The organism is Nonomuraea sp. NPDC003214, from assembly GCF_053590035.1.
In genome coordinates this window covers 267,235-292,322 of the sequence record NZ_JBSFSX010000005.1, presented here as the reverse complement: position 1 = coordinate 292,322, position 25,088 = coordinate 267,235, and the positions used below count along the sequence as shown (strand labels likewise).

Below are 25,088 nucleotides of genomic sequence, written 5' to 3'. Positions count from 1 at the left end.
GGGCATCATGTAGGCGCGTGCGGGCAAGGATGAGTGCTGGACCGGATGGACGGCCGGGCCGTCCGACGGTGAGGCTGGGGGGCATGAGCGACCAACGGCGGAGCCCCGTGCAGGCGCTGTTCCGGCGGGTGATCGCGATCAACGGGCTGGTGTTCACCGCCGGGACACTGGTGCTGGCCCTCTCCCCCGCCACCGTCTCCCCGCTGGTGCGGGTGACCGAGATCCCGGTGCTGATCGTCGGCCTGGCACTGATCATGGCGGCCAACGCGCTGCTGCTGCGCCGCAGCCTGGCGCCGCTCGGCGCGCTCACCGCGCTGATGCGCCGGGTCGACCTGCTGCGGCCCACCGACCGGATGCCCGACGGGGGCAACGGCGACCTCACCGACGTGGTGCGCACGTTCAACGCGATGCTCGACCGGCTGGAGGCCGAGCGGACGGCGGCCAGCGCGCACGCCCTGGCCGCGCAGGAGGGCGAGCGGCAGCGCATCGCCCGCGAGCTGCACGACGAGATCGGCCAGAGCCTGACCGTGGTGCTCCTCGCGCTCAAGCGGACCGCCGACCGGGCCCCCGACGACCTGCGCGAGGAGCTGCGCACGATCCAGGAGACGGTACGCTCCAGCCTGGACGAGGTGCGGCAGGTGGCCAGGCGGCTGCGACCCGGCGTGCTGGAGGACCTGGGCCTGATCAGCGCGCTCAACGCGCTGGCCGCCGACTTCCCCGGCGTGCCCGTGACCCGCCGCCTCGACGCGCGGCTGCCGCCGCTGGGCGGCGAGGCCGAGCTGGTCGTCTACCGCATCGCGCAGGAGGGGCTGACCAACGTGGCCCGCCACGCCGGCGCGTCGCGGGTGGAGCTGTCGCTGGTCAGGCGGCCCGGCGGGGTGCTGCTGTCGATCGTGGACGACGGGCGCGGCGGCCCGATCCACGAGGGCGCGGGCATCATCGGCATGCGCGAGCGCGCGCTGCTGATCGGCGCCCGGCTGTCCATCGAGCATCCGCCCGAGGGCGGCACCGCCGTACGCCTGGCCGTACCGGTCGAGGAAGGAGACTGACCGATCGTGGCACCCACCCGCATCCTGCTCGCCGACGACCACGCCCTGGTGCGCCAGGGCCTGCGGCTCATCCTGGACGCCGAGCCCGACCTGACGGTGGTGGCCGAGGCGGGCAACGGCGCCGAGGCGGTCGAGCTGGCCACCGAGGGCGTCGACCTGGCGATCCTGGACATCGCGATGCCGCGCATGACCGGCATCCAGGCGGCCAGGGAGATCTCCCGGCGGGCGCCGGAGGTCCGGCTGCTCATGCTGTCGATGTACGACAACGAGCAGTACCTGTTCGAGTCGCTCCGGGCCGGGGCCAGCGGTTACGTGCTCAAGTCGGTGGCCGACCGCGACCTGCTGGAGGCGTGCCGGGCGGCGATGCGCGGCGAGCCGTTCCTCTACCCGGGCGCGGTCACGGCGCTGATCCGCGACTACCTGCGCCGTGACGACCAGCGCGAGAGCCTGCCGGCCAGCATCCTGACGCCGCGCGAGGAGGAGATCGTCAAGCTCATCGCCGAAGGGCACTCCTCCAAGGAGATCGCGGACCTGCTGGTGATCAGCGTCAAGACCGTCGACCGGCACCGCGCGAACGTGCTCGGCAAGCTCGGCATGCGCGACCGGCTGGAGCTCACCCGTTACGCGATCCGCGCGGGGCTCATCGAACCCTGAGCCTCTTCACCCGCCGTTGACATCACCACAAACCGGCCAATACGTTCATGCGAAACGTTTCGACACGCTGATCCGGGCCGGAGTGTGATGAGTTCGCTACGTGAGGTGGCCGAGCGGGCGCGGGTGGCGGTCAGCACGGCCTCGGCCGCGCTGAACGGCACCCGCCCGGTGGCGGCGGAGACCAGGAGGCGGATCGAGCAGGCGGCGGCCGACCTCGGCTACCGGCCGAACGCGCTGGCCCGCGGCCTGGTGAGCAAGCGCACGCGCATCCTGGCGCTGCTGTTCCCGGCCCCGCACCACGGCTTCGGCCTGACCGAGATGCAGTTCGCCACCGCGGCGGCCGAGGCGGCCAAGGAACGCGGCTACCACCTGCTGCTCTCCCCCGAGCGCGACGACCCGGTCGAGGAGCTGCGCCACCTGACCGGGCTCGGCCTGGTCGACGGCGTGCTCGTGATGGAGGTCAGGCTCGACGACGAGCGGGTGGAGTGGCTGGCCGGGGCCGGGGTGCCGGTCGCCATGATCGGCCGCACCCGCGAGCCGGACGGCGTCGACCACGCCGACATCGACTTCGCCAGGACGGCCGCCGACGCCGTCGCCCACGTGGCCGGGCTCGGGCACCGCTCGCTGGCGTTCTTCGGCCACGCCCCCGGCGCCTACGCGGAGCAGTACGGCCCGGCGATCCGCGCCGCCGGGGAGTTCGCCGCCGCGGCAGCGGAGGCGGGGCTCGGCTACGTGGGTGACCTGCGGGCCTCCACCGCCGACGAGGGCCGCGAGGCGTACGGGCGGCTCGTGGCCGCCCACCCGGAGGTGACCGCGCTGGCCGTGATGAGCGACCAGGCCGCCGTCGGGGTGATCTCCGCCGTGGCCGCGCGGGGCGGGCGCGTCCCCCGCGACCTGACGCTGATGCTGGTGCTGTCGTCGTCGCGGGTGGCCGAGATGTTCCACCCCCGGCTGACCACGCTGGAGCCGCCGAGCGCCGAGCTGGGCCGGCTCGGCGCCGACATGCTCATCGACCGGCTGGAGGACGGTGACCGCGAGCCCCGGCAGCGGCTGGTGCCCTGCCGTCTGGTCGTCGGCGACAGCTCCGCGGCGCCCGCCGCCCGCGGATCGGCCGCCCGGTGACCCGCCCCGGCCTGCACTCCCTGACGGACGGCCGCGGCCTGCTCTTCGGCGGCGACTACAACCCCGAGCAGTGGCCGGAGGAGGTCTGGCGGGAGGACGCCGAGCTGATGCGGGCGGCCGGGGTCAACCTGGTCACCGTCGGCGTGTTCAGCTGGGCGCGGATCGAGCCGGAGCCGGGCGCGCGTGACTTCGGCTGGCTGGACCGGGTGCTCGACCTGCTGGCCGGGGCCGGGATCGCGGTGGACCTGGCCACGCCGACCGCCTCGCCGCCGCCGTGGATGGGGCGCCGGTGGCCGGAGACCCTGCCGGTGGACGAGTCGGGGCACCGGCTCTGGTGGGGGGCGCGCAACCAGTTCTGCGTGTCCTCGCCGGTCTACCGGGAGCGGGCGCTGGCCCTGGTGAGCGACCTGGCCGACCGCTACGCCGGGCATCCGGCGCTGGCGATGTGGCACGTGGGCAACGAGTACGGGCAGTTCTGCCACTGCGACGACGCGGCGGCGGCCTTCCGCGCCTGGCTGCGCGAGCGCTACGGCGACTTGGACGCGCTCAACGAGGCGTGGGGCACCGCGTTCTGGAGCCAGCGCTACAGCGACTGGGACGAGATCCTCACCCCGCGCCGCACGCCGTACCTGGTCAACCCGTCGCAGCGGCTCGACCACCGGCGGTTCGGCTCCGACGCGCTGCTCGCGCACTTCCGGGCCGAGCGCGACGTGCTGCGCGCCCGCACCCCGCACATCCCCGTCACCACGAACTTCATGGGCTTCTTCAAGCCCGTCGACTACTGGACCTGGGCGTCCGAGGAGGACGTGGTCTCCGACGACCACTACCCCGACCCGGCCGACCCGCTGGCCGCCGTGCGCGCGGCGCTGACCCACGACCTGATGCGCGGCCTGGCGGGCGGGCGGCCGTGGATGCTGATGGAGCAGGCCACCTCGGCGGTCAACTGGCGCCCGCACAACCTCCCCAAACCGCCCGGCCGGCTGCGGCTGGAGTCGCTGCAGGCGGTGGCGCGCGGCGCCGACGGCTCGTGCTACTTCCAGTGGCGGGCCTCGCGGTCCGGCGCGGAGCGCTTCCACGCCGCGATGGTGCCGCACGCCGGGCCGGACACGCGGCTGCACGCCGAGGTCCGCGCGCACGGCGCCGAACTGCGCCGGCTGGCCGGCGTGGCGGGCGCCCGGGTGGAGTCGCGGGTGGCGCTCGTGCACGACTGGCCGAGCTGGTGGGCGCTGGAGGAGGGCGACCTGCCCAGCGACCGGCTCGACCCGGTCGAGCGGCTGCTGGCGCACTACCGGCCGCTGTGGGAGCGCGGGGTGAGCGCCGACGTGGTCCCGCCGTCCGCCGACCTGTCCCGATACGCGCTGGTCGTGGTGCCGAACCTCTTCCTGATCAGCGACCGCGACGCCGCCTCGCTCACCGCGTACGCGCGCGGCGGCGGCGTGCTCCTGGTCGGGCCGTTCTCCGGGATCGTCGATCCACGGGCGCACGTCCGCACCGGCCGCTTCCCGGCGCCGCTGTGCGAGGTGCTGGGCGCGTCCGGCGAGGAGTGGCGGCCCGTCGACGGGCCGGTCGGCTGCCGCTGGAGCGACGGCGGCGCGTTCACCGCGCACACCTGGACGGAGCTCGTGCGCGCGGAGGGCGCCGAGACGGTCGCGGCCTTCGACGACGGCGGCCCGGCCGTGCTGCGGCACGCGACCGGCGACGGCGCCGCCTGGTACCTGGCGACGCTGCCCGATCAGGACGCGCTGGGCGAGCTGACCGGCCGGCTGCTCGCCGACGCGGGCGTCACCGGCGTGCTGCCCGGCCTGCCGCCCGGCGTCGAGGCGGTACGGCGCGGCCCCGTGCTGTTCCTGCTCAACCACGGCGGCGGCGCCGTGCGCGTGCCCGTTCCCGAGCCGTCGGAGGACCTGCTGACCGGGTCCGCCGTGGCCGGCCACGTCACGCTCGCCCCGCAGGACGTCGTGGCGCTGCGGCCCTGCTGATCCCCCTCGGAGACGGACGACATGAAGTTCAAGGACGGCTACTGGCGGATGCGCCCGGGGACGCGGGGCGCGTACGCCCACGCGGCCCACGACGTGACCGCCGACGGCGGGACGCTCCGGGTGCTGGCCCCGGCCAGGGCGATCACCCGGCGCGGCGACACCGTCGACGGGCCGGTGCTGCGCGTGGACGTGTCCTCGCCGATGCCGGAGGTGATGCGCGTGCGCGTGGTGCACCTCGCCGGCTCGGTGCCGGACGCGCCCGCGTTCGCCGTGGCCGACGAGGCCCCGCCGGTCCTGCTCGACGCCGGGGAGGCGTCGCTGACCAGCGGCTCGCTGAAGGTCACGGTGAGCCGCGAGGCGCCCTGGGAGATGGTCTTCAGCGCCGGCGGCCGGGAGCTGACCCGCAGCGGCGCCAAGTGCCTGGGCGTGGTGGAGGACGCCGCCGACCGGCACTTCATGGTCGAGCAGCTCTCCCTCGGCGCGGGCGAGCTGGTGTACGGGCTCGGCGAGCGGTTCGGCGCGCTGGTGCGCAACGGGCAGAGCGTCGACATCTGGAACGAGGACGGCGGCACCAGCAGCGAGATGGCCTACAAGAACGTCCCGTTCTACCTGACCAACCGGGGTTACGGGGTGTTCGTCAACCATCCGGGCCGGGTGTCGTTCGAGGTCGGGTCGGAGACGGTGTCGCGGGTGCAGTTCAGCGCCGAGGGGCACGACCTGGAGTACCTGGTCGTCCACGGCCCCACCCCGGCCGACGTGCTGCGCCGCTACACCGCGCTGACGGGCCGCCCGGCGCTGCCTCCCGCCTGGTCGTTCGGGCTGTGGCTGTCGACCTCGTTCACCACCGACTACGACGAGGCCACCGTGACCTCGTTCGTGGACGGGATGGCCGGGCGCGACCTGCCGCTGAGCGTGTTCCACTTCGACTGCTTCTGGATGCGGCGGTTCCGCTGGTGCGACTTCAGGTGGGACCCGGAGGTGTTCCCGGACCCGGCCGGGATGCTGGCCCGGCTGAAGGAGCGCGGGCTGAGGATCTGCCTGTGGATCAACCCGTACATCGGGCAGGCGTCGGAGCTGTTCGAGGAGGGGCGGGCGGCCGGTCACCTGCTGCGGCGGCCCGACGGGAGCGTGTGGCAGGACGACCACTGGCAGGCGGGACGGGCGCTGGTCGACTTCACCTCACCGGCGGCCCGCGAGTGGTACGCGGGCAAGCTGCGCACGCTGCTCGACCAGGGCGTGGACGCGTTCAAGACCGACTTCGGCGAGCGCGTCCCGACCGACGTCGTGTACGCCGACGGGGCCGACCCGGAGCGCATGCACAACTACTACAGCCTGCTCTACAACCGGACCGTGCACGACGTGCTGGCCGAGCGGCGCGGCGCGGCCGAGGCCGTGCTGTTCGCCCGGTCGGCGACCGTCGGCGGGCAGCGGCTGCCGGTGCACTGGGGCGGCGACTGCGAGTCGACGTTCGAGGCGATGCTGGAGAGCCTGCGCGGCGGGCTGTCGCTGGGCATGGCCGGGTTCGGCTTCTGGAGCCACGACATCGGCGGGTTCGAGGGGCGGCCCGATCCGGCGGTGTTCAAGCGGTGGGTGGCGTTCGGGCTGCTGTCGTCGCACAGCCGGCTGCACGGCAGCGGGTCGTACCGGGTGCCGTGGCTGTTCGACGAGGAGTCGGTGGACGTGCTGCGGGCGTTCACCCGGCTGAAGGCGCGGCTCATGCCCTACCTGTACGAGGCGGCGGTGCGGGCGAGCCGGGAGGGCATGCCGGTCATGCGGGCCATGCAGCTGGAGTTCCCGGGGGACCGGGGGTGCGCGTACCTGGACGCGCAGTACATGCTGGGGCCGGATCTGCTGGTGGCCCCGGTGTTCAGCGCTTCGGGCGACATTTCGTACTACGTACCGGAGGGGAGCTGGACCCGGCTGCTCGGCGGCGGCGCCGTCCAGGGGCCCGGCTGGCACACCGAGCGGCACGGGTTCGACAGCCTGCCGCTGCTCGTGCGGCCCGGCGCGGTGATCGCCACCGGCGCCCGCGACGACCGGCCCGACTACGACTACGCCGACGGCGTCACGCTGACCGCCTACGGCCTGGCCGACGGCGACCGCCGCACGGTCACCGTGCCGGCGCTCACCGGCGAGGCCGCCGCGGTGTTCGAGGTGACGCGCGCCGGCGACCGGGTGCGCGCCCGCCGCACCGAGGGCGCGCCCGCCCCCTGGAACCTGGCCGTCGCCGGCGTCACGCACCCGGGTGTGCGCGTCACCGCCGGCGGCGACACTGATCAGATCGAGATCGTCCTGACCACCGAGGAGTGACCCCCCATGCCCACCTTCCCCGACGACTTCCTGTGGGGCACGGCCACGGCCGCCTACCAGGTCGAGGGCGCCTGGAACGAGGACGGCCGCGGCCCCTCGATCTGGGACACCTTCTCCCACACGCCCGGCCTGGTGACCGGCGGCGACACCGGCGACCTCGCCTGCGACCACTACCACCGCCTCGACGAGGACCTCGACATCCTGGCCGGGCTCGGCGTGGGCGCCTACAGGTTCTCCATCTCCTGGCCGCGCGTGCTGCCCGGCGGCGGCGACCGGCTCAACCAGGCCGGGCTCGGCTTCTACTCCCGCCTGGTCGACGGCCTGCGCGAGCGCGGCATCGCCCCCGTGGCCACGCTCTACCACTGGGACCTGCCCCAGGAGCTGGAGGACGCCGGCGGCTGGCCGGCCCGCGACACCGCGCTCCGGTTCGGCGAGTACGCGCGCCGCATGGGCGAGGCCCTGGGCGACCGGGTGCACACCTGGATCACGCTGAACGAGCCGTGGTGCTCGGCCTACCTCGGCTACGCCTCCGGCGTGCACGCCCCCGGCCGCACCGACCCGGCCGCCGCGCTGGCCGCGCTGCACCACCTCAACCTCGGCCACGGCCTGGCCGCCCGCGCGCTGCGCGAGGTGATCCCGGCCACGGCGCAGGTGTCGGTGACGCTCAACCTGCACCACACGCGCGGCGTGTCCGAGCGTGACGCCGACGCCGTCCGCCGCGTCGACGCGGTGGCCAACCGGGCCTTCCTCGGGCCGATGCTCGACGGCGCCTACCCGCGCGACCTCATCGACGACACCGCCTCGGTGACCGACTGGTCGTTCGTGCGCGACGGCGACGAGGCCACCGCGGCCGCGCCGCTCGACGTGCTGGGGATCAACTACTACAACCCGATCCTGGTACGCCAGTGGGACAGGGGCGGCGCGCGCGACACGGCCGACGGGCACGCGGACGGCACGGCGTCACCGTGGATCGGCTGCGAGGACGTCGAGTTCGTCCGCCAGCCCGGCCCGTACACCGAGATGGGGTGGAACATCGACGAGACCGGCCTGACGGAGCTGCTGCTGCGGCTGCGCCGCGACTACCCGGCGCTGCCCGTCATGATCACCGAGAACGGCGCCGCGTTCCCCGACCCGGTCGGCGCCGACGGCCGGGTGCACGACGCCGACCGCGTCGACTACCTGCGGCGGCACCTGACGGCCGTGCTGGAGGCGATCAAGGGCGGGGCCGACGTGCGCGGCTACTTCCTGTGGTCGCTGATGGACAACTTCGAGTGGGCGCACGGCTACGCCAAGCGGTTCGGCGTCGTCCGCGTCGACCGCGACACGATGGAGCGCACCTGGAAGGACAGCGCCCACTGGTATCGGGACGTGGTCGCGGCCAACGGCCTGTGACCCGCCGGGCCCCCGGACGCCGGGGGCCCGGCCCGTCAGGTCTCCTCGGCCCGCCGGCGCAGGGCCTCGTTCAGCCGGGCGAAGTCGCCCTCCGCCCGCGAGACGACCTTGCCGAAGAGGGGCACGAGGAGGCCGCTGAACCGCTCGCTCTACGCCATCCGCGTGCCGTCACCGGTCGCGCTCAGCTCGAAGGCGTGCTCGCCGTCGAACAGGCCGGGCACGATGAGGCTGCCCAGCCAGCGCAGCTCCCGCCCCGGCTCGGCGCGCAGGACCTTGGGGCGGAAGCTCATCGGCCTGCCTCCTTCGGGGAACATCCGCAGCGCGAGCGTGGTGCCCTCCCGGGCCTCGCCGGCCGCCTCCATATACGTATGCGGACATTCAGCCACTCCTGTCAGCCCCCCAGCAGGTCCACCGTGCCCCGCTCGCCGTCCACCCGGATCCGGTCGCCGTCGCGCAGCCGCATGGTGGCGTTGCCGGTGCCGACCACGGCCGGGATGCCGAGCTCGCGGGCCACGATCGAGGCGTGCGACAGAGGCGCGCCCATGTCGGTCACCACGGCGGCGGCGCGCGGGAACATGGGCGTCCAGCCGACGTTCGTCAGCGTGGTCACCAGGATCTCGCCCGGCTTGAGCCGGTCGCCGTCCTCCGGCCCCGACAGCACCCGGGCCACGCCCTCGACGACGCCGGGAGCCCCGGGGAAGCCGGTCACCGTGTCGCTGACCGGCGTGCCGCCGCCGCGCGCGTCGTACAGGTCGGCGCGCCGGTCCGGGTCGGCCGCCCAGCGCACCGGGTCGAACCGGCCGACGATCAGCGCCGGGTACGGCGGCAGCGCCGCGTAACGCTCGTAGGTGGCACGCCGTACGGGGACGTGCGCCAGGGCAGCGGCGTCACCGCCGAGCACGTCGAGGATCTCCTCCACCGCCAGGAAGAACAGCGCGTCGCCGTGCCCGGTCAGCTCACCGGCGCGCACCACGAAGGCGCGCAGCACCCAGAACGCCCGGATGACCTCCGACCGCGTGGCCTCCCGGTCGCGCACCACCGCGTTCCACCGGCGCACCCTGGCCCGCATCCCGGCGAGCCTGCGCGGATGGCGCTCGGCGAAGCGCGCCCAGGCGGCCTCGCGGGCCTCCTCCTGGCGGGCGAGCAGCGCCCGGGTGTCCTCGCGCAGGTCGCGCAGCCCGGCGAGCTGGGCGTCGATCCAGCCGGGGTCCTCGCCGGGGCGCGGCATCGACACCTCGAACTCGTGCGGCCCGCGGTGCCCGTAGGCGCGGGCGAACTCGTCCCTGGTGATCTCGCCCCTGGCCAGCCGGCCGAGCCCGGTGAGCAGGCCGAGGCTGGCCAGCTCGCCGTCGCTGTTGACGCCGGTCAGCATGGCCTCGGCGTCGGCCTCGCCCACCAGCCTGCGCAGGTTGTCACGCGTGTAGACGAGCGTCGAGCCGCCCTGCCGCCCGGCGGCCTCCAGCATGCGGCAGGCGGTGACGAAGTACGGCTCGATCTCGCGTGACCAGAGCGCGGCCAGCTCGGCGGGCGTGGCGGTGGCGGCGACCCGTGCGCGCAGCTCCTCGCCGCGCCGGGCGGCCCCGGCCAGGAAGGCGGGCATGGCCCGCAGGTGCTCGCGCACCCGCTTGCGGATGGCCAGCGCCATCGGCACGACCGCCTTGACGATCCGCCACCGGGAGACGTCGAGCATGGGCGGCTCCAGCCCGGCCGGCAGCCTGCCGAACACCTGCTCCACGGCGCTCAGCCGGCCCGACATGCCGAGCGCGCGGGCGACGGAGAACGTCACGCTGAGGTTCATGTAGAAGCGGCCGCCGATGTTGCCGACCAGGTCGAAGCCGGGCAGCGTGGAGGCCGACATCGCCTCGTGGATGAACATCCGCACGAACGACCAGGTCGCGGGCGTCATCACGTCGGGGATGGCCTCGCCGAGGTTGCCGCCGGTCCACAGGTAGTCGCCCCTGAGGCTGTCGTTCCACTCCTCCGTGCGCGGCTTGACGCCGGTGACCGGGCGGGCCTGGACGATCGCGAACGCGCCGCCGCGCCGGACCCACTCCACGTCCATGGGCGTGCCGTACAGCTCCTGCACCCGCGCGCCGAGCGCGGCCAGCTCGACGGCCTGCGCCTCGTCGAGCACCGCCGCCCGCCGCAGCTCCTCGGGGACCGGCCGCTCCTCGGTGCCGCCCTCGGTCCGCACGGTCATCACGGCCTTGTCCCCGGTACGGGCCTCCGTCACGGCGCCCGAGGTCACCACGACCGTGTCGGGGGTCACCTGGCCGCCCACGACCGCCTCGCCGAGCCCCCAGGACGCGTTGATCACGGTCTCGCCGAGCGCCCCGGTGACGGGGTTGGCGGTGAACATGACGCCCGCGGCGTCGGCGTCCACCAGCTCCTGGACGACGACGGCCAGCGCCACGTCGTCGTGCGGGACGCCGTTCCGCTCGCGGTAGGCGATCGCGCGGGCGTTCCACAGCGAGGCCCAGCACCGCCTGACGGCGTCGAGCAGGCCGTCGCCCCGGATGTTGAGGTAGGTGTCCTGCTGGCCGGCGAACGACATGCCCGGCAGGTCCTCGGCCGTCGCCGACGACCGCACCGCCACCGGCACGCCGTCGCCCAGCCCGTCGCCCAGCCCGTCGCCCAGCGCCTCGTAGGCGGCCCGGATGCTCGCGGCCAGGTCACCGGGGATCTCGTGCCGGGCGAACAGCTCCGCGACGGCGGCGGGGTCGCCCGGGTCGATCTCGTCGCGGAAGGCCGACACGAACGCGCGGTAGGCGCCGGTGGTGATGTGGAAGCCGCCGGGGACGGGCAGCCCGGCCCTGGTCAGCTTCGCCAGCGACGCGCCCTTGCCGCCCGCCGTGGCGAGGTCGGCGGCTTCGTCGCCGAGGGGGAGCACGGTCCGCACGTCACACCTCCTCAAGGCCGAGGGAGCCGGCCAGCTTGCCGCGGGCGATCGCCTCGACGGAGTCGAGGTAGTCCAGGGTGGCGCGGGCGATCTCGGCGGCGTCGCCGGGCGGTCCGTCGGCGCTCAGCGCCCGGTCGGCGGTGTCGGCGATCAGCTCCGCGAGCCGGTCGGCGGCCGGCGGCTCGGGCATCATCGGCTGCGAGATCACGAACCCGTAGAGCACCGACCCGAGGACCGTGAGCCGTTCCTGGCCGGTCAGGCCGGGGCGCAGCACGCCCTGCCGGTCGAGCCTGCCGAGGTAGTCCTCGAAGGCGTCGCTGAGCAGCGGCGTCGCCGGGCTGTCCTGCTTCAGCGCGCGGAGCTTGCCCAGCACCTCGCGGTCGCCGACGAGCAGCGCCCTCATCAGCGGGCGCCGCAGCAGCGCGGCGGCGAGCGCGCCGACCAGCTCCCGGAGCGTGGCCGGGGCCGCCTCGCGCACCTCTTGGACCATCAGCACCCGCTCGCGGCGCAGCAGCGCGGAGAAGAGCGCGTCGCGCGTGCGCCAGTGCAGGTAGATGGTGCCCTTGGCGACCCCGGCCTGCCCGGCCACGTCGTCGATCGTGGTCTTGTCGTAGCCCCAGCGCAGGATCAGCTCGGCTGCCGCGTCGAGGATCCGGTGCGCCCGTTCGAGCTGGCGCGCCGGGTCCAGGGGCGGTCGTCCTGCCTTGCCCATCAGCCTCACCCCATAAATATTTGACTAGATGAGACTATGACGTCATTTAATTAACCGCAAGTTTACCGAGCAGCGCCTCCGCCTCCCCGGCGAACGTCTCGTCCCCCGTCTCCACCGCCCGGGCCAGCAGCACCCCCGCGGCGGCCAGGTCACCGTGCCGGTAGCGGATCTCGCCCGCCCGGCAGGCCGCCTCCGCGACCAGCTCCGGCCGGTCCGTCAGGCCCAGCGTCAGCTCGTAGTAGCGCAGCGCGCCGTCGAGATCGCCCAGCCAGTAACACAGCTCGCCCAGATGCGCCGCAGCCATGCCCGACTCCGGGTCGCCCGCGTCGATCACCCGCTGGTACCAGCCGAGCGCCTCGGGGAAGTCGCGCTCCCGCTTGGCCAGCGCGCCCAGGTACATCGCGCCCAGCGCGCTCGCGTGCCCCGCCCCCGACTCGACCGCCCGGACGTACCACTCCCGGGCCAGGCCCGGGTCGTCGTCGTGATAGGTGTGGCCGATCGCCACCATCGCCCGCACGGCCAGCTCCGCGTCCTCCCCGGCGACGACGCGCTCGTACACCCGCCTGGCCTCCGCCACCTGACCGTCGCCGGCCAGCGCCTGCGCGAGCGCCGTCAGCGCGGGCGGCGCGCCCGACTCCGCCGCCGCCCGCAACGTCCGCAGCGACGCCTCCGTGTCGCCCTGGCGCTCCTGCAGCATGCCGAGCAGGCTGCCGAACATCGCCCGCGCCGGGCTCTCGGCGTCACCCGCCTGCCGCTCGGCCAGGCTGTAGAAGGCGTCCTCGTCGCCCTGCTCCTCCAGCAGCTCCAGCAGCCTGCCGCCCGCCACGAACCGCACGTCCGGGTCCTCGTCACCGCCCAGCCGCTCGTACACGGCCCGCGCCTCCGCCGTCCGCCCCAGCTCCGCCAGCCGCCCGGCGATCTCCAGCTCCGTCACCGGGCCGTGCCCGGCCAGCTCGAAGTAGCCCCGCACGGCCGCCGGATCGTCGCACGCCGCCCCGAGCTCGCGCGCCGTCTCGCCCGCGTGCCGTCCCATCCGCGACAGCACCTGCGCGGCGAGCTGGTGCTCGCCCCGCCCGGCGGCCTGCCGCGCGAGCACGGCGAGGTTCCCGAGCGCGGTCCCCGCCGCCCCCTGCGGCTCGCCCGGCTGCTCGCTCGCCTGGAGCGCGGCGGCGAAGGCGTCGGCCGCGCCCAGCGGGTCGCCGTCCTCGTGCAGCCAGCAGCCCAGGTTGACGCCCGCCCGCGCCGCGGTCTCCGGGTCGCCGGTCTCGATGGCCAGCCACGCCTGCTCAGCCGCCGCGCCGCCGTCACCCCGCGCCCGCAGCGCCCGCGCCAGGTCGCCGCGCACGCCCGGCACCACGTCCGGGTCCCCCGCCTCCATCGCCAGCCGGTACAGCTTCACCGCCCCCACCAGGTCACCCGTGGACCGGCAGGCGTCACCCCACACCCAGTGGCCCATCGCCACGGTCTGCGGATCACCCGTCGCCACGGCGCGCTCCGCCTGCGCCGGGATCGCGTCGTACTCGCCCTGCTCCAGCAGGTGCACCAGCAGGTGGCGCAGGCTCTCCAGGTCACCCGCCGCGGCGCCCTCGCCCAGCGCCGCCCGCGCGCCGTCCGCGTCCCCCAGCTCCTCCAGCAGCTCCGCGAGCTGTACGGCCGCGTCCGGCATCGCCTCACGCACGGCTTCCACCGCGCCCGTCAGATCCCCGCGCCGCCGCCGGGCGGTCCCGACCGCGCGCCACGCCGCCCCCGCCGTGGCCGCCTCCCGCGTCGCGGGCAGCAGGCACAGCTCGGCCCGGCAGTGCCGGCCGTCGTCCGACAGCAGCCGGCCCAGCCCCACCCTGGCCTCCGCCGCCACGGCCGGCTCCGCCAGCTCGACGACCAGCCGGTACAGCTCCTCGGCCGCCTCCCCCCGCTCGGCCGCCGCCCGCAGCGTCCCGGCGAACGCCTCCTGCGACGGGCGCGCGGTCAGCAGCCGCCGCACGGTGGCGACGTCCTCCCGGTGCAGCGCCAGCGTCAGCTCCGCCGCCTCCCGGCTGCCGGCCGTCCCGGTCAGCGCGGCCAGCGCGCCCTCCTCGTCCCCCAGCGCCAGCAGCCCCCACGGCAGCTCCTCCGCGCTCGCCGTGCCCAGCCGGGCCCGCCCCGCGCGCGCCGCCCACGGGTCGGCGTCCCGCGCCGCCCCCTCGAACGCCATCCGCGCCCCCTCGGCATCGCCCGCCCGCTCCAGGCTGACCCCGGCGCACACCAGCGTCGCCCCCGCCCCCTCAGGATCCGCCGCGACCGCCCGCCCGAACGCCTCCCGCGCCCCCGCCGTCTCCCCCGCCTCGGCCAGCATCTCCCCCAGCAACCTCGCCCCCTCGGCCACCGGCGCCTCCCCCGGCTCCCGGACCGCCAGCTCGCCGGCTACGGCGACCGCCTCGTCCCGGCGCCCGTACGCCCGCAGGAAGGCGGCCAGATGCAGCGGCGCCCCGCTCCCGAACGCCTCCGCCAGCACCTCCCCGACCCGCTCCGTCCGCCCCGCCGCCACCAGCGCCTCCCCCAGCCCCAGCACGGCCCGCCGATCCCCCGGCTCCACCTCCAACGCCCGCTCAAACGCCCTGACCGCCTCCTCCCACCCCTGTCTTTCACCGAAGGGACCCGCCTCTCCGGAGGGGACGGCCGCCACCTCCCCGGCCGTCCCCACGGCGGGAAGACCAGAGGCCAGTGGCCCTTGGGCCGTCCCCCCAGCGGGTGCAGCGGGGGCCACCGGCTCCCCGGAAGGGGCCGCCACCTCCGCGGGCGTCCCCACGGCGGGAAGGCCGGAGGCCAGTGGCCCTTGGGCCGTCCCTCCGGTGGGCGCGTCGGAGGCCACCGAACCGCCGAAGGGCGCAGCCTCCTCCCGGGCGGGGGTTGCCGCCCCCTCGCCGCGCGTCCCCCCAGTGGCCACCGGCCCGCCAAAGGGGGCCGCCTCCCCGGAGTGGGTGGTCGTCTCCTCCTCTGGTGTCCCCCCAGTGGGGGTGGCAGCGGTGAGGGTGGGGTGGGTCAGCAGGGCGTGGCCGGCGGCGCGGAGGGCTGTGGCGGCGAGGGCGGGGTCGTCGCCGGTGGCGGCGAGCTCCCAGGCGGCGATCGCGCCCCGCGTGTCACCGGCGTCGTCGCACAGGGCGGCGAGGTACAGGGCGGCCTCCTGGCGGCTCTCCTCCTGCCCGGCCGTCAGCACCAGCGTGAGGGCGGCCCCGGCGGCGGCGGGGTCGCCGGTCCGCTGCCAGGCGTGGGCGGCCTGCATGGCCAGCAGGGTGGCCATCCAGAGGCCGCCCTCGGAGGGCAGCGCGGTCATCGCCCGTTCGGCGGCGGCGAAGTCCCGCTCCAGCAGGCTCCGGCCGAACCGCCCCAGCTCGCCGGCGTCCGCGGCCTCGGAGGCGTCGGCAGAGGGGTCCGGGAGCTGGTCGAAGGCGGCGCGGGCGCCGTCGAGGTCGTCGAGGCGGAGCCGGGTGAGCCCGAGGAGTGCGGCGTTGCGAGCCCCGGGGACGCGCTCGTAGAGGCGGCAGGCGGCCAGGAGGTCGCCCTGGCGTTCGAGCACCTGGGCCAGCCGGGTGGCGGCTTCGCGGCGCAGCCCGGCGTGGCGGGTCTCCAGGGCCTCGGTGAACGCGGCCCGCGCCTCGGCCAGGTCGTCCCCGGCGAGCCCGCCGAGCGCGTACGCGACCCAGGGGGCGAGCGCGGGGTGGCCGTCGGCGCGGGCGCGGCGCAGCAGGCCGGCGGCCTCGTCGTGCTGGTCGTGGGCGAGGAGGATCTCCTTGAAGACGGCCGCCGTGTAGGAGAGCGCGAACGGGTCGCCGCTGCCCGCGGCCTCGCGGAAGAGCCCGGCCGCCTCCGACAGGTCGTACCCGATGGAGGCGAGCACCTGGGCGAGGACGGCGGCGCCGATGGCGGCGACGGCGGGGTCGGGGTGGCGGGCGGCGGCGCGGTAGCGGAGCAGGCCCTCCTCGCGGCCGAGCCGCTGGTGGTCGACGATCGCCTCCAGGACGGGGTGCAGGCGGTCGCCGGAGGCGCGCAGCAGGTGCAGCAGGAAGGTGGCGCTGAAGCCCTGCATGACGTGTTCGCCTTCGGCCACGTACGACAGCAGTTCGTCGGCCTGCTCGCGGTCGCCTTCGCCGAGTTCCAGCTCGGCGAGCATGACCATGGCGCGTACCGGCTGTTCGGGCCCGCCGGCGTCGGCGGCGCGGCGGAGGAGCCGCCGGGCTTCGGGCAGGTCGCCGGCCTGCAGCCGGGCGAGGCCGGCGTCGGCGTCCTGGAGGGCCTGTTCCTCGGCGGGGTCGGGGAGGGGCTGACGGCGGGCGTCGAGGTCGAGCAGCAGCCCGGCCTTGTACGCGGTGTCGGGGTCGGGGTGCCCGGCGGCGGCGCGCACCAGCTCCATGAGCTCCTCGTACGCGCCGGGGTGGGCGTCCAGCAGCATCGACAGGAGGGTGACGCCGACGGACGACCAGCGGGACTCGCCGGCGTCGAGCACGGTGCGCAGGTGGGTCAGCGCCTCGGTGACCTCGCCGGCCTCGGTGTGCATCTGGGCCAGGCAGGCGTGGGCCTCGACGGCGTACTCGCGCTGGCCGCTGGCGATCACGCGGTGGAAGATCGCCTTGGTGGCGTCCTCGTCGCCGAGCTGGGCGATGACCTTGGCCTGTTCGAGGAGGGCGGGCAGGCGGATGCCGGGCCGGGGGTCCTCGGCGGCCCTGGCGTAGGCGGCGACGGACTCGGCGTACTCGCCGAGGTCCACGAGCACGGCGCCGAGCAGCTTGTACGCGGTGGCGAGGTGGGCGGCGGACCCGGCGGCGATGGCGTGCTCGCACACTTCGCGGGCGGCCTCGAAGTCCTCTTCGTCGGCGTAGTGCTGGTAGAGGCGGAACGCGGCCCGTGACACGGTCTCGGGGTCGCCGCAGGTGAGGAGGCGCCGGTAGTCGTCCTCGTCCTCGGCGGCCTCGTACAGTTCGGCGGGGGTGGCGGTGCCGGCCGGGGTGAAGTCGGGCAGTTCGAGGCGGCCGGCGAGTTCGACGACGGCGGGGCTGTCGCAGCGGCGGGCCCGTTCCAGGGCGGCTTCGGCGCCGGCGAGGTCGCCCAGTTCGGTGCAGACCAGGACGAGCGCCGTCTCGGCGAGCGCGGCGACCTCGAAGTCGGCGCCGTCGGCGGCGATGCCCAGCACGCGGTGCGCGGCCGGCCATTCGCGGGCGGCGACCAGCATGAGGCCCATGGCCATGGCCGAGCGCTGGCCGAACACCGGGTCGCCCGACTGGATCACCGACCGGTGCGCGGCTTCGGCGCCGTCGAGGTCACCGGCCTCCTCCAGCAGGGAGGCCAGCAGGTGTGACGCCTCGGGGTCGCCGGTCGCGGCGATCTCCCGGAACAGCACGGCCGCCTGGTCGAGGTCCCCCGCTTCCCAGCTCCTCATGGCGGGCACGAGCCGTTCTGACGTCATGTAGTCACTCCTTAGTCACCTATAAAGTGAAAAAACTACACACGTGTCACTCGCGTCACAGGGCATTCGGCACACTGAGCGGGTCGTACGGTGGAGGGCATGGCCAAGGCGTTCTGGATCGACCAGGAGTTCGACAGGGAGCGCGACGGGCGCTACGCGGCGCACGTGCGCAAGAGCCTGGAGGCGTTCGACTGGGGCGACATCGCGCCGGTGCGGTTCGCCTGCGCGGCCTGGCGGCTGGCCACTCCGCCATCGCTGTCCCCGGGCTACGTGCGCTGGGACCGCCGCGTGCTCGACGCGACCTGTGTGCGCAACACCTGGGACGGCACGCTGAACGCGCGGATCAGGGTCGTGTCGCCGCTGCCGGCCGAGCTGACGCGGACGCGGGCGTGGTGGCGCGACCGGGGCTGGCTGGGCTGGCAGGAGACGTTCGGCCAGTACGTCGAGCCGACCCAGCGTGACCTGGCCCGGCACCCGTTCCTGCGGGCGAGCCTGCTGATCGAGGTGCCGGTGCCGCTCGACGGGCTGCCGCCCGAGCCCGAGGGCCCGCACGACAGGGTCGAGGAGAGCGCCGTGCGGGCCGTGTCGGTGCTGGCCCGCACGCTCAACGACGTGGTGGGGCCGGTGCTGGACCAGCTCGGTTAGGCGCGCGGGTCACGGCGACCACGGCGGCGGCGAGCGGGAAGAGGGCGACGACCACCAGCGTGCGGTGCAGCGGCATCGCGTCCGACAGCGCCCCGGCGACGGCGGAGCCCACGCCGCCGCCGACGAAGAACGTCAGGTTGAGCAGCCCCATCCCGGCCCCGCGCAGCGGGAGCGGCAGCCGCGCCGACATCTCACCGGTGATCACGACCTGGGTGACGGCGAACGCGGCGAGGCTCATCGAGGCCGCGGTCACGGCGGGCCACGGGCCTCCCCAGCCTGTCGCGGTGACGGCCAGGGCGACCGCCGCCGCCAGCGCGGCGCCGCCCAGCAGCAGGCGGGCCCCGCGCGCGCCGAGGCGTCCGGCGCGGCGTGACAGCACCGCGCCGACCACGGCGCCGGGCAGCAGCGCCACGCCGACCGTGAGGACGCTCCACCCGTACGTGGCGGCCAGGAACTGCGGGATCACGTACATGGCGGCGAACAGGGCGCCGAAGACGCCGGCGCCGATCGCGGCGGCGATCCGGTAGGCCCCGTCGCCGATCACCTGGCGCGGCACGAAGCCGTCCGGCCGCCGGGCGGTCCACCAGGCCAGCGCGGCGGCGGCGAGCACGAGCACCACGGCGAGCGCCAGGATCACGGGGAGGCCGAGCTTGAGCGTCCTGGCCTGGATGAGCACGATCAGCGTGCTCACGGTCACGGTCAGCGCGGCGGCCCCGGTGACGTCGAGCGGGCGACGCGAGCCGGGGCGCACGGCCAGGCGCAGGCAGAACGGCACGGCCAGGACCGACAGCACCGGCAGCACGAGGGCGGCGCGCCAGCTCAGCCCGGTCGTCACCAGCCCGCCGAGCAGCGTCGCGCCGGAGGCGAAGAGCGCCAGGACGACGCCGTACCCGGCGAGCACGCGCGGGCGCTCCCCGGGGGCCACGCCCGCGAGCAGCGCGACGGCGACCGCCGACGCGCCGCCGGATCCGGCGGCCAGCAGCAGCCGCCCGGCGACCAGGACGCCGAGGGACGGCGCCAGGACGCACACGAGCGCGCCGGCGGCGAGCGTCAGCGAGGCGATCAGCAGCGTGAGGCGCGCTCCCCGAGAGTCGGCCAGCCGCCCGGACACGGCGGTGCCGACGCCGAGCGCCAGCGCGTGCGCGGTCAGCACCCAGGCGACCTGGGCGGGCCCGGCGCGCAGCTCGGCGGCGACCTCGGGCAGGGCCACGGCGGCGGCCGTGACGCCGAAGATCGCCGGGCCGAACAGGCCGCCGAGCCGCACGGCCGCCGAGACCGGCCCGATGGCCGCCGTCCCGGTCGCGGTGACGGGCGCGGCGGTCATCGGGAGCTCCGCGGCGACGTCCAGGCGGCGGCGTCCGCGAAGTGCACGTCGTAGCGCTCCTGCTCCGGCAGCAGGCTGCCGAAGGACGCCGAGCCGTGCTGGATCCTGGCGAGCTGCCGGAAGTACCCGAACCGCTCGACGCCCGGCGTCAGGACGGACAGCAGCTCGGCGCCCGTCCCCGGGGCCGCGCCGAACGCGTGGACCAGCCCCGGCGGCACGACGACCAGCCCGCCTGCCGCGACGGTCACCGCCTCCTCGCCGAGCAGGAACTCCAGCACCCCGTCCAGGACGTAGAACAACTCGGTGGAGAGCGCGTGGTGATGCGGCCTGGCGCCGTCGCGGCCCGGCGCCAGCGTGAGCCGGTTGGCGCCGAGCGCGCCCCCGGTGGCGCTCGCGTCGATGAGCAACGTGAACGCCCCGCCCCCGGGGAGGCCGACGACCTCCGCCGCCCCGGCGTGCACGACATGAGCCTGCGATGTGGTCATATCCGTTTCCCTTCAGGTTCGGCGTTCATTCGACCCCGGGAACAAGCCGTGAACCAGAAGCGGTTATGACCCGCAGTCATCACCGATCGAGATGAATCGAGGGGCGCCGGTGGAGCTGCGGCAGCTCGCGTACTTCGCAGCGGTCGCCGAGGAGGGCGGGTTCGGCCGCGCGGCCGAGCGGCTGAGCATCGTGCAGTCGGCGGTGAGCCAGCAGATCCGCCGCCTCGAACGCGAGCTGGGCGTGCCGCTGTTCGACCGGTCGACCCGGCACGTGCGGCTGACCGGCGCGGGCGAGCGGCTGCTGCCCGAGGCGCGGGCCGTGCTGGCCGCCGCGGAGCGCACCCGGCAGGTGGCCGCCGACATCCGCGCGGGCGCCGACGGCGTCCTGCGGCTGGGGATCGTGCAGGGGCCCGGCGACCGGATCTTCCGGACGCTGAACGAGCTGGCCGCCCGCGCGCCGCGTCTCCAGGTCCGCCCGCGCCGCCTGCCGCTGCCCGCCCGGCTGGCGGCCGTGCGGTCGGGCGAGCTCGATGCGGCCCTGGTCCGCGCGCTCGGCGACGCGCCCGGCCTGGAGCTGCTCCCGATCTGGACGGACCCGCTCTACGTGGCGCTGCCCGCCGGGCACCGGAGGGCGGGCGCGGCGGAGCTCCGGCTGGAGGACCTCGCGGACCTCCCGCTCCGGCTCGCGCCGCGCGAGGACAACCCGCCCTTCCACGACCTGGTCACCGACGCCTGCCGCGAGGCGGGGGTCGCGCCTCCTCCCGGGCCGCCGTTCACGACGTTCCAGGAGACGCTCGCAGGCATCGGCGCGGGCTCCCCGTCATGGACGGTCTTCTACGAGGTCAGCACCCTGCCGGAGATCCCCCGGGTGGTCATCCGCCCGCTCGCCGGGCTCACGCTGACCACCTCGCTGGCCGTCGCCCCCGGCCCGGCGGCCCCCGCCGTCCGCCACCTGCTGGACGCGCTGGCCGCCGTCACCTGACGGCCCCGGGTCAGGCGCCCTTGGCGCCTCCAGCGCAGGTGGTTGACCACGCCGGCGACGGCCATGAGGGGCGAGGCCGCCAGGGGCGCCTTCCTGGCCGCTCGTCCCACGTCGCGGGAGTGCCGGTCCTCTGCATCGCCCAAGCATGCCCGATCATCGCCGGGGTAGCAGTGGCTCATGAGAATCGTTCCCGGGGTGCTGGCGCTGGCGCTGGTCACCGGCTGCGCCATCGACACGGCCGGGCCGGCCCGCGCGGCCGAGCGGTTCCGCGCCGCGCTCGCCGCCCAGCAGGCGGAGACGGCCTGCGCGATGCTGGCCAGGAAGACGGCCGAGAACCTGCCCGATCGCGGCCAGAGCTGCCCGGAGGCGCTGCGCGAGCTGAACCTGGGCGATCCCGGCGGGGTGACCGAGGTGACCGTCTGGGGTGACACCGCGCTGGTCCGGCTCGCGGGCGACACGCTCTTCCTGCAGCGCTACACCGACGGGTGGCGGGTCAAGGCGGCCGGCTGCGAGCCGGTGCCCGATCTCCCCTACGACTGCGAGGTGGAGAACTGATGCGGGTGATGTTCACGCTGACCCTGATCATCATCGTGTCGGGGCTGATCTTCTTCTTCGGGATGGGGCTTTCGCACCTATGAGACGCATCAGGGACAACGCACTGTCGATCGCGTTCATGACGCTGTTCCTGCTGTGCCTGGCCGGGCAGGGGCTCGCGGGCATGCTCGACTACAACGAGCAGCAGCTCGTCGAGGGCGGCCAGCCGGTGGGCTACCTGGACTACGTCACGTCCTCGGCCTTCGCGGTCAACGTGGCGGAGAACTGGCAGTCGGAGTACCTGCAGTTCCTGCTGTTCATCCTGTTCACCATCTGGATGGTGCAGCGCGGGTCGCCCGAGTCGAAGGAGCCCGGCAAGGAGGGCGCCGAGTCGGACGAGGAGCAGCAGATCGGCCGCTACGCGGACGCCGACTCGCCGGCCTGGGCGCGGGCCAAGGGGCTGCGGCTGTGGCTGTTCAGCAACTCGCTGGGACTCACGATGGGGACGATCTTCGTGCTGTCGTGGCTGGCCCAGTCGGTGGCGGGGCTGGCCTCGTACAACGCCGAGCGGCTCGGCGCCCTGCGCGATCCCGTCACCTGGGGCGGCTACGTGACCTCGCCCGACTTCTGGGACCGCAGCCTGCAGAACTGGCAGTCGGAGCTGCTGGCCGTGCTGTCGATGGTGGTGCTCTCCATCTACCTGCGCCAGCGCGGCTCGCCCGAGTCCAAGCCGGTCGGCGCGGCGCACACGGCGACGGGCGTGGAGGGCTGAGGCGGCCACGGCTCGCCGGTGACGACGGCGACGATCCGGGTGCCCGCCGCGAAGTGGCCGCGCCGTACGAGGTCGAGCACGCCGTAGAGCATCTTGGCGACGTACACCCTCTCGACCCGGTGCTCGGCGGCGAACCGGTCGAGCTCGGGGGTGGTGCGGGCGTAGCCGCCGAAGTGGTAGTCGAGGTTGACCGACCAGTTGGGCCGGACGCGCCCGTACGCCTCGCGTTGCAGCCTGGCCACCTCGCCCGCCAGGAACCCGGCCCCCTTGAGCACCGCGAACCCGAGCGCCCGGCGGCCCTCCGGCAGCCCGGCCGCGATGCCCGCCAGCGTGCCGCCGGTGCCCACCGGGCAGCAGATCACGTCGTACGGCTCGGTGATCTCCGCGGGGAGCTCGGCGCAGCCGCGGACGGCGGCGGCGTTGCTGCCTCCCTCGGGCAGGATCGTCACCTCGCCCCACCGCTCCCGCAGCATCGCCTCGATCTCGGGCGTGTGCTTGCGCCGGTAGGCGGCGCGGTCGAGGTAGTCGAGCCGCATCCCGCAGGAGACGGCGTAGGCGAGCGACGGGTTGAGCGGCAGGTGCTCCTCGCCGCGGATCACGCCGATCGTCTCGAACCCGTGGCGACGCCCGGCCGCCGCGACCGCCCGGATGTGGCCGGAGTAGGCGCCGCCGAAGGTGAGCACGCGGGCGTGGCCGAGGTTGTGGCGGAGTTTGCGCGCCTTGTTGTCGTCGCGCTTGAGGAAGACGCGCACGGGACCGGGTGCCGGAAGCTCCTGCATGCCTCTCCTTCGCCCCGTGGTGCCCGTGGCGCTAGTCTACGGTCGGGCCAATGTTGAGGAGTGTTGGATTATGCGGGTTGTTGAAGCTTTCCGTGCCGCGTACGGCTCGGACCCCGAGACGGTCTGGCACGCGCCCGGCCGCGTCAACCTGATCGGCGAGCACACCGACTACAACGACGGCTTCGTGCTGCCGTTCGCGGTGCCGTGGGGCGTCACCGCCGCCGTCACGCCGCGCGCGGACCGCACGATCCGCCTGCTCTCGCTGCAGTCCGGCTCCCCCGAGCCCGTCACGATCGCCGCCCACGAGGAGTCGCGCGGCTGGACCCGCTACGTCGTCGGCGTCCTGGCCATGCTGGGCGACCGGGTGCCCGGCGCCGACATCGCGGTCGACGGCGACGTGCCCCAGGGCGCCGGGCTGAGCTCCAGCGCCGCCCTGGAGGTGTCGGTCGCCTCCGCGCTCGACGACCTGCACGGCCTCGGCCTGACGCCCATGGAGATCGCGCTGCTCTCCCAGCGCGCCGAGAACGACTTCGTCGGCATGCCCTGCGGCATCATGGACCAGGCCGCCTCCGCGCTGTGCAAGGAAGGCCAGGCGCTGTTCCTCGACTGCCGCTCGCTCGGCTCCCGGGGCATCCCGCTCGACCTGGCGGCCGAGGGGCTGAGCACGCTGATCATCGACACCGGCGTGCACCACGAGCACGCGGGCGGCGAGTACGCCAAGCGGCGCGCCGAGTGCGAGTCCGCGGCCCGCAAGCTGGGCGTCGAGGCGCTGCGCGACGTGGACGACCTGGCCGGGGCGCTGGAGCTGCTCCAGGGCGACGAGCGCAAGCGCGTCATGCACGTGGTGACCGAGAACCACCGGGTGGAGGCGCTGGTCGGGATGCTGCGCGCGGGCAAGCCCGCCGAGATCGGCGCGCTGCTCAACGCCTCACACCTGTCGCTGCGCGACCAGTACGAGGTGTCCTCGCCGGAGCTGGACGTGGCCGTGGAGGCCGCGATCCGAGGCGGCGCCCGGGGCGCCCGCATGACCGGCGGCGGCTTCGGCGGCTCGGCGATCGCGCTGGTCGCCGAGGACCGCCTCGACAGCGTCAAGGCGTCGGTCTCGGCCGCCTACGCCGAGCGCTCCTGGGCCGCGCCCCGCTTCCTGCCGGCCACCCCAGCCCGGGGCGCCCACCGCGCCTCCTGACCGAGCGGCCCGCTCACAGCGGAGGGAAGTTCGGCGGGCGGCGCTCCAGGAAGCTCGCCACGCCCTCGGCGAAGTCGGGCCGCCCGAACGAGGCGGCCATCTCCCGGGCTGCCGCCCGCGTCGCCTCCTCCAGCGACGCCGTCCAGTCGCCCCACACCTGCCGCTTGATCACCGCCATCGAGGCGGGCGACACGTTCGCGGCCAGGTCGGCCGCGTACCGCTGGGCGTGCTCCAGCAGCTCGCCGCCCGGCAGCGCGCGGTTGGCCAGGCCCAGCTCGTACGCCTCCCGCCCGGTGAAGGTGCGGCCGGACAGGAGCACGTCCATCGCCCGCTGCTGGCCCATGACGCGGGGCAGCACCCACGACAGCCCGTACTCGGCGATGAGGCCGCGCCGCGAGAAGGCGGTGGTCCACTTGGCGTCCTCGGCGGTGAAGACCAGGTCGCAGACCAGGGCGTGGACCATGCCGAGCCCGGCACAGGCGCCGTTGACTGCCGCGACGACCGGCTTGGCGACGGTCGTGGGGAAGGTGACGGGCCGGGGGTCGGGCTCCTCGTCGTAGCTGCCGGTCTGGATGGACGCCAGCGTCTGGAAGTCGGCGCCCGAGCAGAACCCCCGGCCCGCCCCGGTCACCACGATCGCCCGCACGTCCGGGTCCTTCTCCGCCTGCTCCAGCAGGTCGAAGTAGCGGCGGCCCAGGTCGCCGGTCCAGGCGTTGAGCCGGTCGGGACGGTTGAAGGTGAGGGTGAGCACGCCCCGGTCGAGGGCGGAGAGCACGAGTTCGGCCATGCTTAACAGAAGCATGTTCTAGGCCGGGGGTGCAAGGCGG

General features: G+C 75.0%; 19 protein-coding genes. 11 read left to right on the top strand and 8 right to left on the bottom strand.

Annotated features, from left to right (window positions below; all coding sequences use genetic code 11):
• Window positions 1-83: 83 nt before the first annotated feature.
• From ACWDXC_RS17135 to ACWDXC_RS17110, 6 genes are all read left to right on the top strand, one after another.
• Window positions 84-1,049, top strand: a complete 966-nt coding sequence (locus ACWDXC_RS17135; protein WP_219508035.1) for a HAMP domain-containing sensor histidine kinase — start codon at window positions 84-86, stop codon at window positions 1,047-1,049.
• Window positions 1,050-1,055: 6 nt separating this feature from the next.
• On the top strand, window positions 1,056-1,703 hold the full coding sequence (locus tag ACWDXC_RS17130; protein ID WP_372455378.1) for a response regulator: 648 nt from the start codon (window positions 1,056-1,058) through the stop codon (window positions 1,701-1,703).
• A gap of 87 nt (window positions 1,704-1,790) precedes the next feature.
• Complete coding sequence (locus ACWDXC_RS17125) at window positions 1,791-2,825, top strand: LacI family DNA-binding transcriptional regulator (protein ID WP_449982596.1); 1,035 nt, start codon at window positions 1,791-1,793, stop codon at window positions 2,823-2,825.
• Complete coding sequence (locus ACWDXC_RS17120; RefSeq protein ID WP_449982593.1) at window positions 2,822-4,804, top strand: beta-galactosidase; 1,983 nt, start codon at window positions 2,822-2,824, stop codon at window positions 4,802-4,804. Before ACWDXC_RS17125 ends, ACWDXC_RS17120 begins: the two co-directional genes overlap by 4 nt.
• A 21-nt stretch (window positions 4,805-4,825) precedes the next feature.
• Window positions 4,826-7,114, top strand: a complete 2,289-nt coding sequence (gene yicI / locus ACWDXC_RS17115; RefSeq protein WP_449982590.1) for an alpha-xylosidase — start codon at window positions 4,826-4,828, stop codon at window positions 7,112-7,114.
• Window positions 7,115-7,120: 6 nt separating this feature from the next.
• Window positions 7,121-8,506 carry a GH1 family beta-glucosidase gene (locus tag ACWDXC_RS17110; RefSeq protein ID WP_219508040.1) on the top strand — a complete coding sequence of 462 codons (1,386 nt, stop codon included), beginning with the start codon at window positions 7,121-7,123 and terminating at the stop codon, window positions 8,504-8,506.
• A gap of 149 nt (window positions 8,507-8,655) precedes the next feature.
• Here ACWDXC_RS17110 and ACWDXC_RS17105 read toward each other — a convergent pair whose 3' ends face one another.
• From ACWDXC_RS17105 to ACWDXC_RS17090, 4 genes are read right to left on the bottom strand one after another with little or no spacing between them, the layout of a single operon-like run.
• Entirely contained in the window at window positions 8,656-8,868 is a 213-nt protein-coding gene (locus ACWDXC_RS17105) for a hypothetical protein (RefSeq protein WP_449982588.1), read from the bottom strand.
• A gap of 29 nt (window positions 8,869-8,897) precedes the next feature.
• The gene (locus ACWDXC_RS17100) at window positions 8,898-11,405 is read right to left on the bottom strand and encodes a PEP/pyruvate-binding domain-containing protein (protein ID WP_449982585.1); all 2,508 of its coding nucleotides are present in this window, start codon (window positions 11,403-11,405) and stop codon (window positions 8,898-8,900) included.
• A 1-nt stretch (window position 11,406) separates the two neighbouring features.
• Window positions 11,407-12,117 carry a TetR/AcrR family transcriptional regulator gene (locus tag ACWDXC_RS17095; protein WP_449982582.1) on the bottom strand — a complete coding sequence of 237 codons (711 nt, stop codon included), beginning with the start codon at window positions 12,115-12,117 and terminating at the stop codon, window positions 11,407-11,409.
• A 46-nt stretch (window positions 12,118-12,163) separates the two neighbouring features.
• Window positions 12,164-17,554 (bottom strand): tetratricopeptide repeat protein, encoded by a 5,391-nt coding sequence (locus tag ACWDXC_RS17090; RefSeq protein ID WP_449982579.1) that lies wholly within the window; start codon window positions 17,552-17,554, stop codon window positions 12,164-12,166.
• A gap of 99 nt (window positions 17,555-17,653) precedes the next feature.
• Here ACWDXC_RS17090 and ACWDXC_RS17085 point away from each other — a divergent pair, with 99 nt between their 5' ends.
• Window positions 17,654-18,199 (top strand): hypothetical protein, encoded by a 546-nt coding sequence (locus ACWDXC_RS17085; protein WP_246647159.1) that lies wholly within the window; start codon window positions 17,654-17,656, stop codon window positions 18,197-18,199.
• On the opposite strand, the gene ACWDXC_RS17080 is transcribed toward ACWDXC_RS17085, so the two are convergent.
• Together ACWDXC_RS17080 and ACWDXC_RS17075 are read right to left on the bottom strand one after the other, a co-directional pair.
• Window positions 18,159-19,523: an MFS transporter gene (locus ACWDXC_RS17080; RefSeq protein WP_449982575.1), complete on the bottom strand. Its 1,365-nt coding sequence runs from the start codon at window positions 19,521-19,523 to the stop codon at window positions 18,159-18,161. The genes ACWDXC_RS17085 and ACWDXC_RS17080 overlap by 41 nt on opposite strands.
• Window positions 19,520-20,008 carry a cupin domain-containing protein gene (locus tag ACWDXC_RS17075; RefSeq protein ID WP_449982573.1) on the bottom strand — a complete coding sequence of 163 codons (489 nt, stop codon included), beginning with the start codon at window positions 20,006-20,008 and terminating at the stop codon, window positions 19,520-19,522. Before ACWDXC_RS17075 ends, ACWDXC_RS17080 begins: the two co-directional genes overlap by 4 nt.
• A gap of 91 nt (window positions 20,009-20,099) precedes the next feature.
• On the opposite strand from ACWDXC_RS17075, the gene ACWDXC_RS17070 reads away from it, so the two are divergent.
• The 3 genes from ACWDXC_RS17070 to ACWDXC_RS17060 all read left to right on the top strand — a co-directional run bounded on the left by ACWDXC_RS17070 (window position 20,100) and on the right by ACWDXC_RS17060 (window position 22,296).
• Window positions 20,100-20,990 (top strand): LysR family transcriptional regulator, encoded by an 891-nt coding sequence (locus tag ACWDXC_RS17070; RefSeq protein ID WP_449982571.1) that lies wholly within the window; start codon window positions 20,100-20,102, stop codon window positions 20,988-20,990.
• A gap of 177 nt (window positions 20,991-21,167) precedes the next feature.
• Window positions 21,168-21,545: a hypothetical protein gene (locus ACWDXC_RS17065; RefSeq protein WP_449982568.1), complete on the top strand. Its 378-nt coding sequence runs from the start codon at window positions 21,168-21,170 to the stop codon at window positions 21,543-21,545.
• 79 nt (window positions 21,546-21,624) lie between these two features.
• Window positions 21,625-22,296: a DUF6766 family protein gene (locus tag ACWDXC_RS17060; protein ID WP_449982565.1), complete on the top strand. Its 672-nt coding sequence runs from the start codon at window positions 21,625-21,627 to the stop codon at window positions 22,294-22,296.
• On the opposite strand, the gene ACWDXC_RS17055 is transcribed toward ACWDXC_RS17060, so the two are convergent.
• On the bottom strand, window positions 22,221-23,075 hold the full coding sequence (locus ACWDXC_RS17055) for a 1-aminocyclopropane-1-carboxylate deaminase/D-cysteine desulfhydrase (RefSeq protein ID WP_449982562.1): 855 nt from the start codon (window positions 23,073-23,075) through the stop codon (window positions 22,221-22,223). The genes ACWDXC_RS17060 and ACWDXC_RS17055 overlap by 76 nt on opposite strands.
• Window positions 23,076-23,145: 70 nt before the next feature.
• Here ACWDXC_RS17055 and galK point away from each other — a divergent pair, with 70 nt between their 5' ends.
• Window positions 23,146-24,261: a galactokinase gene (galK, locus tag ACWDXC_RS17050; protein ID WP_449982560.1), complete on the top strand. Its 1,116-nt coding sequence runs from the start codon at window positions 23,146-23,148 to the stop codon at window positions 24,259-24,261.
• Window positions 24,262-24,274: 13 nt separating this feature from the next.
• Here the strand turns inward: galK and ACWDXC_RS17045 are convergent, their stop codons facing one another.
• Complete coding sequence (locus ACWDXC_RS17045; protein ID WP_449982557.1) at window positions 24,275-25,048, bottom strand: enoyl-CoA hydratase-related protein; 774 nt, start codon at window positions 25,046-25,048, stop codon at window positions 24,275-24,277.
• Window positions 25,049-25,088 lie beyond the last annotated feature (40 nt).